This is a genomic window from Halorubrum zhoui (assembly GCF_051194155.1).
In the GTDB taxonomy this organism is placed as follows: Archaea; Halobacteriota; Halobacteria; order Halobacteriales; family Haloferacaceae; genus Halorubrum.
In genome coordinates, this window is record NZ_JBLZNJ010000004.1 from 62,191 (window position 1) to 78,292 (window position 16,102).

A 16,102-nucleotide genomic window follows, 5' to 3' on the forward strand; every position below is an offset into this window, starting at 1 on the left:
CCCATGGCGGTGACCGAGTCGCCCGTCGTGATCGTCGCGGGCCCGGACGAACACGGTGTCGGCGAGGAGCTGTCGGCACTCGGCGCGACGGTGTCGCGGATCGAAGCTGTGGTGTCGACGACGACGCTCGAGGCCGCCGGCGTCGACGAGACGGCGTGCCTCGTGTTGACCGACGTCGACGAGGCGACCGGGATCCCGGTCGCGAAGGAGCTGAACCCCGCGGTCACGGTGGTGACGTACGCGAACGCCTCGCTGCCGTCGTTCGTCGCGGCCGTCGCGGACCTGGCCGTCGACCCGGCGCTCGTCGGCCCAAGGGTCGTCGCCGAGGAGATCGTCGCCGGCGACGTCGGGGGCGATCGCGTGGACGCCGACGAGGCGTAGTCCGTGGACGCCGACGAGGCGTAGTCCGTGGACGCCGACAGGGCGTAGCCCGTGGTGGGTCCCGCCGGTGTGGTGACGCTGGCTTCGGTGTGGTGACGACGGTCGTGCACTGGCGTCGTCGTGCCGACCGCTTATGTGCGCGGGCGCGAACACGACGTATGGACGAGGAGTCACGCGCCGACCGGCGGTCTCCGGTCGGCGAGCCGGTGGTCCGGTCGGACCCGGCAGTTACCGGTGAGCGGGCCGGGTCCGCCGTCGAGTTCGATCCGGCCGATCCCGACAGCGTGGAGACGGCCGCCGAGACCGTCCGGCGCTTTGCGGCCGGCGACGTGGGTGACGAAGATCAAGTGTTGATGCTCCGGGGGGCGGCCGCGTGTGCGGCGCTCGTTCGTGGCGTCGGCTCGTACACGGACGCCGTGGACCGTGCCGGTGACGGCGTCTCGGTCTCGTTCGTCCGCAAGTGGGCGCGGGTCCACGACCTGCCACCGGAGATTCGTCGACAGGTCGCGCGCGGTCAGATCGCGCCGAGCGCGGCCAAACACGTCGCCCGACTCGGCGGTCGTGACCGGTACTTGTTGGCGTGGGCGGCGATGGACGGCGGCCTGACCGTGCGAGAGGTACGCGCCGTCGCCTCGTCGGTCAACGACGGCACCGACATCGAGACCGCCCTCGCCGACGCCGGGGTGACGCTCGGCGAGGTAACGCTGGATCTGCCGGTCGAGACGTACCTCGAACTTCGACGACGGGCGTCGATGGAGAACGTCGCCCCCGGTGTGATCGTCGCGGCGGCACTCGACGACGGCTTCCGGGGCGACGACCAGTAGCCCGCCACGCCGACCAGACATTCTAAACGTTTATCCGTCGTCTGACCCAACTGCACATTGCGGGCCGGTAGCTCAGTTAGGGAGAGCGTCCGGCTTTTAACCGGACGGTCGGGGGTTCGAATCCCTCCCGGCCCGTGTTTCTGCGACCGACGGGAGCAGCGGGCCCGCCAGTGGGATTCGAATCAGAGAGCGGAGCACCGCGGAGCGACCGTGGTTCGAATCCCTCCCGGCCCGTACGTTTCGTGGCGCGTCCGTCACACAGATGTGAGTCAGACAGCGCCACCCGTGTCGACTCTCGTACGGCGTCGTCGTTTCGGTGACGGACGGGACGCCGTGACGGTCGGGCACGGTTTTCGGCCAGCCCTGCTGGGTCGATACGATATGATACGATACGATACGATACGGGTACCGCGGTGGCTCCGTGACGAACGCGGCCGCACGACATCCGGACACAGATCGGCTACGTTCTCCTGAGCCGATGCTGTACGTATCCAATAGCTCTGTGAGGAATACGACCGCCCGACGCCCGGGCACCACTTCGCCACGCCCTCCCGGGCCGATTCGCTCGCATACGCTCGTGTGAACGGGCCAACAGAGACGACTACGCGACCACCGGGCGCCAATTACCGCCACACCCTCCCCAGCCGATTCGCTCGGTCGCTGCGCTCCCTCGCTCATCCCTCGCACGCGCTCGCGGGCACGCTTCGCGGCCCGCGAGGCGCGCGCCACCGCAGTCGGGAGATACACGCCACCGCAGTCGGGAGGTATACGCCACCGCGGGTGTGCGTACAGCTCGTGAGACGGGCTGCGATTTCCGCTCGGACGCCTTCGTGGCCGACGGCTGGTGGTCGGTGCACGACGCAAAAAAGACGGTGCGTGGTGCCGGCTAGAACGTCTCGAGGTACCGGTCGAGCTCCCACTCGGAGACGTCGACGAGGTACTCGGTGAACTCCTGGTTCTTCGCCTCGATAAACTTCTCGGCGACGTGTTCGCCGAGACCGTCCAACACGACCTCGTCTGCTTCGAGAGCCTCGACGGCGTCGCCGAGGTTCTTCGGCAGCGTCTCGATGCCGTACTCCGCTATCTGCTCGTCGTCGAAGTCGTAGATGTTCTCGCGGATCGGGTCCGGGGCGTCGAGGTCGCGCTCGATCCCGTCGAGCCCGGCGTTGATGAGCGAGGCGAACCCGAGGTACGGGTTACACGACGGGTCGGGGAAGCGAGCCTCGATACGGGTCGCCGCGGGGACGCGCGCGGCCGGCTTGCGAATGAGCGCCGAGCGGTTGCGGTCCGACCAGGCGACGTACACCGGGGCCTCGTAGCCCGGTACGAGCCGCTTGTAGCTGTTCACGGTGGGGTTGGTCACGGCCGTGATCGCCTGTGCGTGGTCGAGGACACCGGCGAGGTACGAGAGGGCCGTCTCGCTGAGGTCGAAGTCGCCGTCGCCGTGGAACGCGTTCTCGCCGTCTTCGAACAGCGACATGTGGGTGTGCATCCCGGAGCCGTTGATCTTCGGCACCGGCTTCGGCATGAACGTCGCGTGCAGATCGTGTTGGGCGGCGACCGCGCGAACGACGAACCGGAAGGTGGCGACGTTGTCGGCCGTGGTCAGTGCGTCGTCGTACTCGAAGTTGATCTCGTACTGTCCCTCCGCCACCTCGTGGTGGCTGGCCTCGATGTCGAAGCCCATCTCCTCTAGCGTGTAGATGATCTCCCGACGGACGTCGCTCTGGAGGTCCTTCGGGGCGAGGTCGAAGTAGCCACCGTGGTCCGCGAACTCGGTGGTCGCGTAGCCGTCTTCGTCCGTCTCGAACAGGAAGAACTCCGGCTCGGGGGCCATGTTGACCTCGTAGCCGTGCTCGTCCGCCTTCTCGAGGGCCTGTTTCAGCACGTAGCGCGGGTCGCCTTCGAACGGCTCGCCCGTAGAGGTGTTGATGACGTCACAGATGAGGCGGGCGGCGCCACTCTCGCCGTCGCTGCGCCACGGGAGGATCGCAAACGTCTCCGGATCCGGCTTGAGTCGCATGTCCGACTCCTGGATGCGGACGAAGCCGTTGATCGACGACCCGTCGAAGTAGATGCCCTCGGTGAACGCCTTTTCGGCCTGGTCGGCCGGCACGGAGACGTTCTTGACGACGCCGAGAATGTCGGTGAACTGCAGCCGTAAGAAGTCGATGTTGTTCTCGTCGATTTCGTCGACTACCGCCTGTTCTTCGGCCGTGAGGCCGCCGTCTGGTTTCGCGTTGTCGTCGGTCATCTTTTAGACGATTACGTGATTATCTGCCAGTATAAAGGCCTTGTCGCTTGGCGCATGAACCGCCACCGTCGGAGTGAGAGTGGACATTCGTAAAATTATAATCCCCCCATAGCGTGGTAGAACCTAATGACGTACGAAAACCTCGATGCGAAACTCGTGAACTCCCTTCTCGGAAACGGTCGTGCGAGCCTTCGGAGCCTCGGTGACGAACTCGACGTCTCCGTGACGACGGTCTCGAATCACCTACGCGATCTCGAAGAAGAAGGCGTGATCCGCGGCTACAGTCCGATCGTCGACTACGACAAGCTCGGCTTCGACGTGACGGCGATCCTCCAGCTCAAAGTCGAGGGCAGTGCGCTACCCGACATCACCGAGAAGCTCCGCGAGGAGAAACAGATGGTGAGCGTCTACGAGGTGACCGGCGACTACGACGTGATCGCGGTCGGCAAGTTCACCGACACAGACGGCATGAACGACCAGATAAAGGCGATCCTCACCGACGAAGACATCCGCGAGTCGAACACGAGCGTCGTGCTCAACACCGTCTCAGAACACGCTCAGTTCGACCTCGACGTCGAGGAGTGACGCGGGCGACGTCGTCTCTCCGACCGCTCGGCGGTCGATCGATAACGGCTGCGCTCAGCCCGCGAGCCGGGCGATCGTCGCTTCGATCACCTCCACCGCGACGTCGATGGCCGCCTCGTCGACGTCGAAGTACGCGGTGTGGTGTCCGTCGGGGTTGCTCGCACCGACGCCCAGGTACGTCGCCGTCCCGCCGCGCTCTTGCACCCGACGGATTAGGTACGAGGCGTCTTCGGAGCCGCCGAACTCCGTCGTCACGACCGACGCAACCGCGTCGACCGTCTCTGCGGCCGACTCGACGACGTCGACGACCGCGGAGTCGTTCTGGAACGTGGTGGTCCTCCCGTACAGGCTCGTCTCGACGGAGACGTCGTGCATCGTCGCGGCGCCCTCGAGCACCTGCGCTGTGCGCTCCAGCATGTACTCGTTGAGTGCGTGGGTCTCACCCCGCACCTCGACGCGCATGGTCGCCTCCTCACAGACGACGTTCTGGGCGTTGTCGGCGGCGACCCGCCCCACGTTTATCCGCGTCGTGCCGTCTCCGTGACGCGCAATCCCGTACAGGTTCCCGATTGCCGCGGTCGCCGCCTGCAGCGCGTTCCGCCCCTCGTTCGGTGCGCCACCGGCGTGTGCCGGTGCCCCCTCGAACGTGACGTCGAGTTTCGCGTTCGACAGCGGCGCGTCGTAACTCGAGACGACGGTGCCCGTGGGTTCGTCGAGCCCCACGTGAACGGCGAGCAGGTGGTCGACGTCGTCGAGATGTCCCGACTCGGCCATCGGCTTGCCGCCGCGACCCCCCTCCTCGGCGGCCTGAAAGAAGAGCTTCAGCGTCCCGTCGAACGGGGTGTCGGCGAACGCCCGGGCGATCCCGAGTCCGATCGCCGCGTGGGCGTCGTGGCCACACGCGTGCATCTCGCCCGGATGGACGCTCGCGAAGCCCTCGGCCGCCGGCCGGTGGTCGTCGTCCATCGCCTCCTGGCGCGCCAGCGCGTCGATGTCGGTTCGGAGCCCGATCGTCGGCCCGTCGCCGGTGGTCTTCGTCGCGATGACGCCCGTGACGTCGCCCATCTGTTCGAGGTACGTCTCGGGAGCGCCCTCCTCGCGTGCCCGCTCGCGCGCGGTCGCGACCTCGTCGGCCGGCGGGACCCCCATCCGGGCGTCGGGGGCGACGGTGTCCGGGCCGAGGTGAACGTCGTAGCCGAGCGACGACAGCGACTCGGCGAGCAACGCCGACGTCCGGAACTCCTTCCAGCCGGCTTCTGCGTGTCGGTGTAGGTCCCGTCGGATCTCGGTGAGCGTGCACCCCTCGAACGTCGATAGTCGGTCCATGACCGAGACACTGACGTGACGGACAAAAGCGTTGAGGGCGTGTCGACGAGACCGACAGCGGCTCGTCGTTCGCAAACAGCTCCGCGTGCTTCGCACTCGAAGGCTCGCTCAGGCGAGCGATTCGATGTTCTCGACGACGGCGTCGGCGAACTCGCTGGTCGCGAGCTTCTCGCCGCCGTCGATCTGGCGGTGGAGGTCGTAGGTGACCCGCCCCGATGAGATGGTCGTCTCGACGGCGTCGCGGACGAGGTCGGCGGCGTCCGACCAGCCGAGGTAGTCGAGCATCTCGCGGCCCGAGAGGATCATCGCGGTCGGGTTCACCTTGTCCTCGCCGGCGTACTTCGGGGCGGAGCCGTGGACCGGCTCGGCGAGACACCGGCCGTGCCCGAAGTTCGCGCCGGGAGCGATGCCGAGGCCGCCGATCTGTGCACCGGCGGCGTCGGACATGTAGTCGCCGTTGAGGTTCATCGTCGCGATGACCTCGTACTCGTCGGTGCGGGTGAGCAGCTGCTGGAGCATGTTGTCGGCGATGCGGTCGTTCACTACGAGGGTGCCCTCGGGCTGGTCGCCGTCGTGGTCGTCCCACAGCTCGGCTTCGGTGATCACGTCGTCGCCGTACTCCTCGTCGACGAGCTCGTAGCCCCAGTCGCGGAAGGCACCCTCGGTGAACTTCATGATGTTCCCCTTGTGGACGAGCGTGACCGTGTCGCGGTCGTTCGCGAGCGCGTAGTCGATCGCCTCGCGGATGAGCCGCTTCGAGCCGAACTCCGAGATGGGCTTGATGCCGATCCCGACGGGACCGTCGTGGATGACGTCGGCGATCGCCATGTCGTCTTCGAGGAACGTGCGTACCTGTTCTGCTCCCTCGGTGCCGGCCTCCCACTCGACGCCCGCGTAGACGTCCTCGGTGTTCTCCCGGAAGGTGATCATGTCCATCGCCTCGGGCGTCGTCACGGGCGACGGGACGCCGTCGAGGTGGTAGGTGGGCCGAACGTTCGCGTACATGTCGAGCGTCTGCCGGAGCGCGACGTTCAGCGAGCGGAACCCGGCGCCGACGGGCGTCGTGAGCGGGCCCTTGATCGCGACGCGGTGCTCGCGGATCGCCGAGACGGTGTCGTCGGGGAGGTTCTCGTCGTACATCTTGCGGGCGCTCTCGCCGGCGTACACGCGCATCCACGCGATCGAGCGGCCGGTCGCCTCGGCAGCGGCGTCGAGTACCTGCTGGGCAGCCGGGCCCACGTCCGTTCCGATCCCGTCGCCGTGGATGATCGGGATGATCGGGTTCGTGGGCACGTCGAGTTCGCCCGTTTCCTCGTCGGCGAGCGCGATCGGCTCCCCGTCTTCGGGAACCGAGACCTTCTCGTAATTCATAGCGGGTGGCGCTTCTCACACCGGCGTAAAGTGCCTGCCGTTTTCCAAGCGGCCCCACAGGCGGCCACGAAGCGGCCGTAGACGGCCACACAGCAGCGATGACGACGACTGATTCGGTCACTCAAACGGCGTGGGTTCCGGTGTCCTGCTGTCCACGTCTCCGTGGCCGTCGGTAAAACGAGCGACGAACGCCCCGGTACCCGTCTGTGTCGACGTCGCCGTCCCCGCCGGTATCCGGAGGCTTATGCCGTCGCCTGCGGAGAAGCGTCCATGCGCATCATCGTCCACGGCGGAGCCGGCGGCACGCCAGACGAGCCGGGCGCTCGACAGGCGGTGCTCGACGAGGCGGCCGAGACCGGGGCGGCGGCGACGACGCCGCTCGACGCGGTCGAGTCGGCGGTCCGCACGTTGGAGTCGAGCCCGCGGTTCAACGCGGGGACCGGCGGCGCCGTCCAGTCGGACGGGGTCGTCCGAACCGACGCTGGAGTGATGACGGCCGACCGGTCGGTCGGCGCCGTCTGTGCGATGCGCGGCGTCGAGCACGCGGTGAGCGTCGCGCGGGCGGTCCTCGAAGAGACGCCACACGTGCTCCTCGCGGGCGACCACGCCGTCGCGTTCGCCGACGCCGTCGGCGTCGAAACGGCGGTCGACCTCCTGACCGACGCGACCCGCGAGCGGTACGCAGCCGAGTCGCCGCCGGACGGGGCACCGTCGACGCACCTCAAGTGGCTCCGGACGCGGTTCGGAGCTGGCACGGACCGCGCGGACGGCACGGACCGGCCCAGCGACGCTGACGCCGAAGCGTCCGGCGCGCCGGACCACGACACCGTCGGTGCCGTCGGGGCGACCGACGAGACCGTCGCGGCCGCCACCTCGACCGGCGGGCGTTCGTTCGCGCTCGCGGGACGCGTCGGGGACGTTCCGCAGGTCGGGTCGGGCTTCTTTTGTACCGAGGCGGGCGGCGCGAGCGCGACCGGGGCCGGCGAAGACATCGTTCGGGTCACGCTCTCGCGGCTGGCGGTAGACGCCCTCGAAGACGGCCACGACGCACAGACTGCGGCCGAGACGGCGATGGCACGGTTCGACGACGTGACCGGCTCGAGCGCCGGGATCATCGTCTGTACGGACGCCGGTGTCGGGAGCGCATTCACGAGCGAAGCGATGCAGACGAGCGTCGCCGCTCGAGAGTGAGCCACGGACGGCGCGGTCGGGCCGAGGATACAAATTCGACCGTCGCGTTGGCCGCGTATGGTTACGTTTCTCGCCGGGGGGACGGGGACGCCGAAGCTGCTCGAGGGGGCCGCGCAGGTCTGGGACCCGGCCGAGACGACGGTCGTCGCGAACACGGGCGACGACGTCGAACTCGGCGGCCATCTCGTGTGTCCGGACGTCGACACCGTGCTGTTCGCCGGCGGCGACGTCCTCGACCGCGACCGGTTTTGGGGAATCGCCGGCGACACGACGGAGACACACGACGAACTCGGTCGGCTCGCGGCCGCCGCCGACCTCGAGCTGGGGCCACGGTACCTCGACGACGACGCGCAGACGACCGGGAGGCGCATCGCCCGGTGGCGGCGGTTCTCCGGGGTCGCCGAGTTCATGGAGATCGGCGACCGCGACCGTGCGGTCCACCTCACCCGGACCGGCCTCCTCGACGAGGGACACTCGCTCACGGCCGTCACCCGCCGACTCGCCGACGCGTTCGACCTCACGGTCGACCTCCTCCCGATGTCGGACGACCCGGTCGCCACGCTGATTCACACGACGGAGGGCGCGTGTCTCCACTTTCAGGAGTACTGGGTCGACAGACGAGGGGATCCGAGTGTCGCCGACGTCGAGTTCCGAGGCGCCGAGACGGCGACGCCGACGGACGCAGTTCGTGAGGCGCTCACAGACCGAGTCGTGGTCGGACCGTCGAACCCCGTGACGAGTATCGGACCGATGCTCGCGGTGCCGGGAGTCGAGGCGGCGCTGGCGGCGACGCCCGTCGTCGCGGTGTCGCCGTTCGTCGGCGACCGAGTGTACTCCGGTCCTGCCGCCGAGCTCATGGGCGGGGTCGGACTCGACCCCTCGACGGCGGGAGTCGCCGAGGCGTACCCGTTCGCAGACGCGTTCGTGCTCGACGACGACGACCCGACGCGTCTGGACCGCCCGGTCGAGCGCACAGACATCACGATCGACGGGCCGGCCGACGCAGCGCGGGTTTCACGGGCGTGTGAACGCGCACTGGAGGTGGCAGCGTGAGCGACGGGTGCGGGGTCGACACCGCCCGGTCGGGGTCGACGGCCGACGGGCCGACCGCTGAGCCGTCCCTCCTCGCGGCGAGTCTCAGCGGGCAGGCAGACGCCACCTGGGCGCGCGCCGCTGCCCCGTTCGTCGACGGCGCGCTACTGGGTGGGATCGCACTCGACGCGGCGACGCGTACCGCGGCCGCTGACCTCGTCGCGCGGGGACGCGACGAGTTCCTCCCCGAGGACCCGATCGCGTGGGTCGACGACCAGCTGCGGGCGGTCGCCGACGCCCCGCTTCGCCCGGGCGTCAACGTCCGAAGCACGACGCCGGCGCGGATTCGCGAGGCGGCCGCCGTCTGTGCGCGACACGACGCCGTGTGTGAGATCAATGCACACTGCCGGCAGCCGGAGCTCCGTGCGGCCGGCTGCGGGGAGACGTTGCTCACGGAGCCGGCGCGACTCGCGTCGCTCGTCGCCGCCGCAGCAGACACCGGCGTGACGACGAGCGTGAAGGTGCGCGCGGCGGTCCCTGGCGTCGACCTCGCGGCCGTCGCGAACCGGGTCGCCGACGCGGGAGCGGACTGGCTCCACGTCGACGCGATGGACAGCGAGCCCGTCGTCGCGACGATCGACGCCGAGGGGCTCGGCGTCGTCGCGAACAACGGCGTCAGGGGTCGACAACCGGTGGCCGAGTACGCCCGCTACGGGGCCGACGCGGTGAGCGTCGGCCGGCCGAGCACCGACCCGGTCGTCCTCTCGCGGGTCGCGGCCGCCGTGGCCGACTGGCGAGCCGGTCGGCTCGAGGAGCGTCGCGTCGACCATTGCGACCGCCCCGACCGATCGGAGGTGCCGTGATCCCCCCGTCGGCGGGTCGTAGTGGGCCGCACGCCGCGGTCGACGACGCCGTCCTCGCGCTGCTCACGGAGGTCGCGGGGACGCCGAAACCCGGCAACGTCGACCGCCAGCGCGACCTCGCCGACCTCCACTTCGAATCCTTCCTAGCGGGTGCCGTCGGGGCCCGAACGGGACTCACGCGGGCCGCCAACGGCGGATCTGTCGGCCACGCGTTCGAGCGTGCGGTCGCCGGCATGGCCGACCGCGCCGAAACGAACACGCAGTTCGGGTGTCTGTTGGTGCTCGTGCCACTGCTTCGGGCGACAGCCGCGGAGGATCTCTCACCGAGTGGCACGGACCGGGTGACCGCGGCGACGACGGTCGACGACGCGGTCGCGTTCTACCGGGCGTTCGAGCACGTCGACGTCGCGGTCGCGGACCCGCCACCGGACGCGGCCGCACTCGACGTGCGCCGAGGGAGCGCGGCGGAACCGGCGCTTCGTGAGCGTGGGTACTCGCTGCGGGACGTGCTAGCGCTGTCGGCGGAACGGGAGGCCCGCACAGCCGTCGACCACACGGGTGTCGACCACGACGCCAGCAGCGAGAGGATTCCCGACCGGAACGCCCAAGAGTGGGTCGAGGGCTTTCCCCGGACCTTTCGGGCCGCCGAGTGGATCGCGACCGACGCGGGGCCGATCACCGACCGGGCTGCGCGGGCGTTCCTCGGGTTGCTCGCGACCGAGCCAGACACGCTCGTCGCGACGGCACACGGCCCGGCAGTCGCCCGGGAGACCACCGCGCGGGCACGAGCGGTAGTCGAACCCGGCCGTGAGCGAGGATCGACCGACGGCGTCACTAGTCGTCGAGGCGACACGCCGCCGACTGCAGCGGCGGTCCACGGCGTCGACCGAGCCGAGACGGCGGCGCTGGCGACGGCGTTCGTCGACGAGGGGATCAACCCGGGGACGACGGCCGACCTCACCTGCGCGGCGCTGTACGTCGCGCTCCGTCGCGGCGTCCCGATCGGCGGCGGAGCGTCGGGAGGAGACGCGTGAACTCGGCCGCGTGGCCGGTCGAGCTTCGCGGCGTCACGGAGTCGATCGTGGCCACGCTGGGGCCGAACGGCCGGTGGAACTTCGCTGCGCTCGGGCTCCACGCGCCGAAGATGGAAGCGGAGCCGGGCACGGCCGAGGAGTCGAGCGCGGCTGAGGAGTCGGACACGGCCGAGGGACCGGTCACCGCGCGGACGTACGGCCGGACGCGAACCTGTCGGAACTTCTCCGAGCGCGGGGGCGGCGTCGTCCAGTTCACGGTTGACCCGCGGGCGTTCGTCGACGCCGCACTCACCGTCTACGAGGCGGACGATCGGCTGCTGCCGAGCGCCGACGCCTGGGTGGAGGTGACGGCGAGCGAGGTCGACCGCGAGGCGATGGGCGGGACGACCGTCCGCACCTGGGCGCTGGATCCGGGCGAGAGCGCAGTCCGCATGGAACGGGTCCCGACGATCAACCGCGGGTTCGGCGCAGTGGTCGACGCCGCGGTGGCCGCCTCGCGGCTCGACGTGCCGTCGGCCGAGACGGCCGCCCTCCTCGATCGACTCCGGTACGCCGCCGACGTCGTCGACCGATGTGGTGGGCCAGCAGAACGCGAGGCGTTCGCCCGGATCGACGAGGCTACCGGCTGGCGCGGTCGCGGGGACGACACCGGCTCGGACGACGCGAGCCCCGACGACGCGAACGACACGCCGTGAGCCACCCAGACGGCCGCTCACGCCGGAACGAACCCTTTTAGTTCGGGCCGAGGGTACGTGTCGATATGGCCATCAAGCCCAAGTACATCAAACAGCTCGCGACGATCCTCTTAGAACAGTACCCGGAGTCGTTCAACACGGAGTTCGAGACGAACAAAGAGAGCGTCGAGACGCTGACCACGGTGGAGTCGAAGGGCGTCCGCAACCGCATCGCCGGCTACATCACCCAGAAGAAGTCCCAGTCGGCGGCGTCGGCCTAATCGGCGAGTCGAGTTCTCCAGGATACACCACAGCGGGAGCGACGCGACCACCGGACGGAAGGCGACATGACCGTCGCGCCGAGAGCGACGCGACCCTCTGGCGTGACCCACGACTAGTCGCGGTCGGTCGCGATCAGTTTATATCACATACCGGAACCACCTCGTCGGGATGGACGCGCTCGTGCGGCCGGTCGTCGACCCGGGGTTCACCGCGGCCGCGCTCGCGTTCCTCTTCGGCGGCGTCGCGCTCGGCACGGTGAGTGGACTGATACCGGGCATCCACGCCAACAACTTCGCGCTCCTGCTCGCGGGGGTCGCGCCCGGACTCCACGCCGACCCGTTGTTGATCGGGGTCGCGATCGTCGGTGCCGGCGTCGTGCACTCCTTCCTCGACATCGTGCCGGCGCTCGCACTCGGCGTCCCGGACGCCGCGACGGCGGTCGCCGCGCTCCCGGGCCACCGGCTCGTGGTCGCCGGACGGGGTCGTGAGGCGCTCCGGCTCTCCGCGGTCGGGTCCGGGCTCGCGGTCGCGCTCGCGGTGCCGCTCGCCGTCCCGATCACCTGGCTGATGGTTCGTGCGTATCCACACGTCCGGGCGAACCTCCCGCTCATCCTCGGCGGCATCGTCGCCGGACTCGTCCTCACCGAGTCCTCGAGGCGGTCTGCGGTCGGCGGCTTCTGTTCGTTCCTCGCGAGTGCCGCACTCGGGGTCGCGACCCTCGACGTCGACCCGGCGGCACCACTCGACACCGGCGGGATGCTGGCCCCGCTCTTTTCCGGGTTGTTCGGCGCGCCGGTGCTCGTCGACGCCCTCGGTGGAGAAGGCGTACCGCCGCAGTCCGACGCCAGGCTCACCATGGGGCGGCGTGACCTCGGCGTCAGCGCGACCGCCGGGTCGCTCGCCGGTGCAGTCGTCGGATACATCCCAGGCGTTTCGGCCGCGATCGCGGCGGTCGCAGCACTCCCGCTCGTGCCGCGTCGAGAGGCCGACCGCGGGTTCGTGGTCGCGACGAGCGGTGCGAACACGGCCACGACCGTCTTTGCGCTGTTCGCGCTCGTCGCACTCGGAACCCCACGGACGGGAGTGACGGTCGCGCTCGAAGAGGCCGCGGTCCCGCTCGCACTCCCGATCCTCCTCACTGCGGTCGCAACCGCCGCGATCTGTGGGTTCACGCTCGTCTTGCTCGTCGGTGACCGCTACCTTCGGGTGGTCGGCACCGCAGACTACACGACGCTCTCCGTCGGCGTGTTGTGCCTGCTCGTCGTCGTCTCGTACGCGTTCGCGGGAGCGGTCGGCGTCGGAGTGTTCGTCGTCGCGGCCCTCCTCGGGCTCGTGCCGCCGCGGCTCGGGGCCCGCCGAGTACACTTGATGGGGGTGCTCATCGGACCGCTACTGTTGTGAACGATGCCGTAGACGGCGACGTCGTGCGCGTCGTCCACTCGCACAACGGCAAAGAACAACGGTTAAACGTCACGCGCCGGTGCACTGAGGTATGAGCGATACCGAACGCCAGCAGACACCGCAGTGTATCTCCTGTGGCATCCAGGTGTCCGGGATGAACGCGGCGCAGTTCGCCTGCCCGGACTGTGGGACGACGATCTACCGGTGTGCGAAGTGCCGGAAACAGAGCAACCTCTACGAGTGCCGGCAGTGCGGCTTCCGGGGGCCCTGAGATGGGCGACGTCGCCGCGAAGATCAAAGTGATGCCGAACGGCCCAGACGTCGACCTCGATGGACTCGAAGGCGACCTCGAAGCGGCCCTGCCGCAGGGGGCGCGTATCCGCGGCTTCGAGCGAGACGACGTTGCCTTCGGGCTCGTCGCGTTGTTACCGACCGTCATCGTCCCCGACGACGCCGGCGGGACCGAGGCCGTCGAAGAGGCGTTCACGGCCGTTGAAGACGTCGAGTCGGTCGCCGTCGAGAGCGTCGGCCGCCTGTAGACGGCCGCTCTCGGCGCCTGTTCCCGTGTGTCGGCGGAGTACCCCCTACCGACCGCCGCCGAACCGATCCTTTTGTGTCCGGTCACAGAACGGAACGCATGGCGCTCAAACGCAAACTTCGCGACGGCGAGCGGCCGATCGGTGGCTGGTGTGCACTACCGTCGCCGGACGTCGCCGAGGCGATGGCGACCGCCGACTTCGACTTCCTCACGCTCGATACGGAACACTCCGCGGCGACGGCCGAGTCGATCACTGACATGCTCCGTGCGGTCGAGGCAGCCCCGGGCGACACCGAGGCGCTGGTGCGCGTCGCCGACGTCGAGCCGGCACGCGTGAAACGCGTCCTCGATGCCGGGCCGGCGGCGATCATGGCACCGCAGATCGACACGCCGGCGGCGGCCCGAGCGCTCGTCGAGGCGTGTCGGTACCCGCCGCAGGTGGACGAAGCGAGTGGCCACGGCGACGACGCGAGAGACGGCGCAGACGCGGACGGAGCTCCCGGCGACGTCGACCGCTCGGCCGCGGCCGACCGCGTCGACGCGGACGGCATTCGCGGGCAGCGAGGCGTCGCTGGCAGCCGGGCGTCGGCGTACGGTCGTCGGCTCGGCGAGTACGTGCGAACGGCGACCGAGGAGATCGCGGTGATAGCACAGATCGAGACGCCGACCGCGGTGGCGTCGGCCGGCGAGATAGCGAGCGTACCCGGTATCGACGCGCTGTTCGTCGGGCCGGCCGACCTCTCGGCGTCACACGGTCGGTTCGGTGCGTACGACGACCCCGTGGTCGAGAGGGCGGTCGACGAGACGATCGCAGCCGCGAACGACGCCGGAGTCCCGGTAGGAACGCTGGCGACGAGCGAGGCGCTGATCGATCACTGGACCGACGCGGGCTACGACTTCGTGATCGTCGGCACCGACATCGGTTTTCTCGCGGCGGGTGCCGACCGGGCGATAGCGCGGTATCGGAATGACCAGTAGCCGGAGTGGTCACTCGAGGTCCGGCGTCTGCTCGCCGGCCGGGATCACCGTCTCGAGCCAGTTCTCTTCGGGCGGGAGCGGACACGAGAACGTCTCGCTATAGGCGCAAAACGGGTTGTACGCGAGGTTGAAGTCGACGACGACCTCGTCGCCGTCGTCGAGCGGCTCGTCCGGCTCCAACTCCATGTACCGTCCGTGGTGGTACGTCTGCTGGCCGGTGGTCTTGTCACGGAAGGGGACGAAGATCGCCCCCGTCTCGTCTGCCTGACGGTAGCCGGCGAGCGCGTAGGAGTCGCCGTCGAGGGTGAACGCGAACGTGACGATCCGCAGGTACCGAACCGGGTTACTCGCGGTCGTCTCCATCTCGACGGGCTCGGGGTCGTCGTGGACGGTCACGGTGGCGTCGACGCGGTACCTCGGATCGGGTGTGAAGTACGCGAGTCCGTCGAACGCGTCGCGGTGGTCGGGATGGATCGGCGACTGCGGGTGGTCGGCGAAGAAGGCGTCTTTCTCCTCGCGGTTCGCACGGAGCTGCTCGGCGTACGAGGCGTCGGCTTCGGCGGTCGGGTCTGACATACCGGACGGCAGGACGCCAGCGGCTTCAGCTCCTCGGTTGGGAGCCCTCGCGTGAGGAGGCGTATTGCCGGGCTAGAGCGCGCGCAGGTCTGCCAAACAGTCGTCGAGGGCGCGGGTCGAGGTCGCGAGCGAGAAGCCGTCGACCCGGGCGAGGTCGTCGGCGTGGTCCCAGAGGTCGTCCTCGTCGATCCCGTGGAGGACGACCGCGTTGGGCGTCGGGCTGACGACGCGCATCGCGACGAGCGGTGACTCTCCGCGGGTGACTCGGGTGAACACGAGCGCGCGGTTCGTCGACTGTCCGTAGAGCCGGTAGAACTCCTCGCTCGAGAGGCGGGTGATGGCCTGGATGGAGTCGATGACGGTGTGGCCGTTCACCCGGTCGCGGTCGCCACGAACGACCTCCGTCGCGCCCATCGCCTCGTAGAACGCCTCGAGCGGGACGGCGGCCGCGTACTCCCGAAGGTCGTGGACGATGTCGCTCTCGAAGCCGGCCGAGAGGACGCGGGCGTACTGTCGGAGCCGGCCGCCTCCGCGCCGCTCGTCGATGTCGAGGAGCCCCTCGACGGTGCGGCGGACCACGCCGATCCCCGGGCTCTCACGGCGGCCGCTCTCGTAGTCGGAGACGACCGACGACGAGACGTCGAGTTGGTCGGCCAGCTCGGTCTGTGAGACGTCGAAATCGGTCCGCCACTTACGGAGGGTCGCTCCCGGATCGTCGCTGAGCGCGATTTCGCCGGCGATGCGACGGGCGAGCTCCTCGCGTGCGGCCTCGCTCATGCGTCGGCGAGACGA

18 protein-coding genes and 1 tRNA gene are annotated in these 16,102 nt (G+C 69.3%); 14 read left to right on the top strand and 5 right to left on the bottom strand.

All coding sequences use genetic code 11. From position 1 onward, the window contains the following. The first annotated feature begins 3 nt into the window (after positions 1-3). The 3 genes from ACNTAO_RS07785 to ACNTAO_RS07795 all read left to right on the top strand — a co-directional run bounded on the left by ACNTAO_RS07785 (position 4) and on the right by ACNTAO_RS07795 (position 1,340). A complete protein-coding gene (locus tag ACNTAO_RS07785; RefSeq protein WP_435161421.1) occupies positions 4-381 on the top strand; it encodes a DUF7126 family protein in 378 nt (125 codons plus the stop codon). A 158-nt stretch (positions 382-539) separates the two neighbouring features. Further along, positions 540-1,205 (top strand): DUF7119 family protein, encoded by a 666-nt coding sequence (locus tag ACNTAO_RS07790; RefSeq protein WP_435161422.1) that lies wholly within the window; start codon positions 540-542, stop codon positions 1,203-1,205. A gap of 61 nt (positions 1,206-1,266) precedes the next feature. Continuing rightward, positions 1,267-1,340, top strand: a tRNA-Lys gene (locus ACNTAO_RS07795). Between the two features lie 751 nt (positions 1,341-2,091). Here the strand turns inward: ACNTAO_RS07795 and glnA are convergent. Beyond that, on the bottom strand, positions 2,092-3,459 hold the full coding sequence (glnA, locus tag ACNTAO_RS07800; protein WP_435161423.1) for a type I glutamate--ammonia ligase: 1,368 nt from the start codon (positions 3,457-3,459) through the stop codon (positions 2,092-2,094). 126 nt (positions 3,460-3,585) lie between these two features. On the opposite strand from glnA, the gene lrp reads away from it, so the two are divergent. Continuing rightward, positions 3,586-4,044, top strand: a complete 459-nt coding sequence (lrp, locus tag ACNTAO_RS07805; RefSeq protein ID WP_435161424.1) for an HTH-type transcriptional regulator Lrp — start codon at positions 3,586-3,588, stop codon at positions 4,042-4,044. A 54-nt stretch (positions 4,045-4,098) separates the two neighbouring features. Here the strand turns inward: lrp and ACNTAO_RS07810 are convergent, their stop codons facing one another. Both ACNTAO_RS07810 and icd read right to left on the bottom strand, forming a co-directional pair. Beyond that, a complete protein-coding gene (locus ACNTAO_RS07810; RefSeq protein WP_435161425.1) occupies positions 4,099-5,370 on the bottom strand; it encodes an amidohydrolase in 1,272 nt (423 codons plus the stop codon). A 108-nt stretch (positions 5,371-5,478) separates the two neighbouring features. Beyond that, on the bottom strand, positions 5,479-6,741 hold the full coding sequence (gene icd / locus ACNTAO_RS07815; RefSeq protein ID WP_435161426.1) for an isocitrate dehydrogenase (NADP(+)): 1,263 nt from the start codon (positions 6,739-6,741) through the stop codon (positions 5,479-5,481). 270 nt (positions 6,742-7,011) lie between these two features. Here icd and ACNTAO_RS07820 point away from each other — a divergent pair, with 270 nt between their 5' ends. The 10 genes from ACNTAO_RS07820 to ACNTAO_RS07865 all read left to right on the top strand — a co-directional run bounded on the left by ACNTAO_RS07820 (position 7,012) and on the right by ACNTAO_RS07865 (position 14,734). Continuing rightward, positions 7,012-7,932, top strand: coding sequence for an isoaspartyl peptidase/L-asparaginase (locus ACNTAO_RS07820; protein WP_435161427.1), 921 nt, complete (start codon positions 7,012-7,014; stop codon positions 7,930-7,932). 57 nt (positions 7,933-7,989) lie between these two features. After that, complete coding sequence (gene cofD / locus ACNTAO_RS07825) at positions 7,990-8,985, top strand: 2-phospho-L-lactate transferase (protein ID WP_435161428.1); 996 nt, start codon at positions 7,990-7,992, stop codon at positions 8,983-8,985. Further along, positions 8,982-9,827, top strand: coding sequence for a beta/alpha barrel domain-containing protein (locus ACNTAO_RS07830; protein WP_435161429.1), 846 nt, complete (start codon positions 8,982-8,984; stop codon positions 9,825-9,827). The genes cofD and ACNTAO_RS07830 overlap by 4 nt, the downstream gene beginning before the upstream one ends. Then, entirely contained in the window at positions 9,824-10,861 is a 1,038-nt protein-coding gene (locus tag ACNTAO_RS07835; protein ID WP_435161430.1) for a triphosphoribosyl-dephospho-CoA synthase, read from the top strand. The genes ACNTAO_RS07830 and ACNTAO_RS07835 overlap by 4 nt, the downstream gene beginning before the upstream one ends. Then, a complete protein-coding gene (locus ACNTAO_RS07840; protein ID WP_435161431.1) occupies positions 10,858-11,556 on the top strand; it encodes a DUF447 domain-containing protein in 699 nt (232 codons plus the stop codon). Before ACNTAO_RS07835 ends, ACNTAO_RS07840 begins: the two co-directional genes overlap by 4 nt. Before the next feature lie 65 nt (positions 11,557-11,621). Next, positions 11,622-11,816: a 30S ribosomal protein S17e gene (locus ACNTAO_RS07845; protein ID WP_435161432.1), complete on the top strand. Its 195-nt coding sequence runs from the start codon at positions 11,622-11,624 to the stop codon at positions 11,814-11,816. A gap of 169 nt (positions 11,817-11,985) precedes the next feature. Then, on the top strand, positions 11,986-13,218 hold the full coding sequence (locus tag ACNTAO_RS07850) for a tripartite tricarboxylate transporter permease (protein ID WP_435161433.1): 1,233 nt from the start codon (positions 11,986-11,988) through the stop codon (positions 13,216-13,218). A 91-nt stretch (positions 13,219-13,309) separates the two neighbouring features. After that, positions 13,310-13,489, top strand: a complete 180-nt coding sequence (locus ACNTAO_RS07855) for an HVO_2753 family zinc finger protein (RefSeq protein ID WP_435161434.1) — start codon at positions 13,310-13,312, stop codon at positions 13,487-13,489. Between the two features lies 1 nt (position 13,490). After that, positions 13,491-13,757 carry an elongation factor 1-beta gene (locus ACNTAO_RS07860; RefSeq protein WP_435161435.1) on the top strand — a complete coding sequence of 89 codons (267 nt, stop codon included), beginning with the start codon at positions 13,491-13,493 and terminating at the stop codon, positions 13,755-13,757. A gap of 98 nt (positions 13,758-13,855) precedes the next feature. After that, positions 13,856-14,734: an HpcH/HpaI aldolase family protein gene (locus ACNTAO_RS07865; RefSeq protein ID WP_435161436.1), complete on the top strand. Its 879-nt coding sequence runs from the start codon at positions 13,856-13,858 to the stop codon at positions 14,732-14,734. A gap of 9 nt (positions 14,735-14,743) precedes the next feature. Here ACNTAO_RS07865 and ACNTAO_RS07870 read toward each other — a convergent pair whose 3' ends face one another. Beyond that, positions 14,744-15,310, bottom strand: a complete 567-nt coding sequence (locus tag ACNTAO_RS07870; RefSeq protein WP_435161437.1) for a DUF1684 domain-containing protein — start codon at positions 15,308-15,310, stop codon at positions 14,744-14,746. A gap of 72 nt (positions 15,311-15,382) precedes the next feature. After that, a complete protein-coding gene (locus ACNTAO_RS07875; RefSeq protein WP_435161438.1) occupies positions 15,383-16,087 on the bottom strand; it encodes a helix-turn-helix domain-containing protein in 705 nt (234 codons plus the stop codon). Between the last annotated feature and the right edge of the window lie 15 nt (positions 16,088-16,102).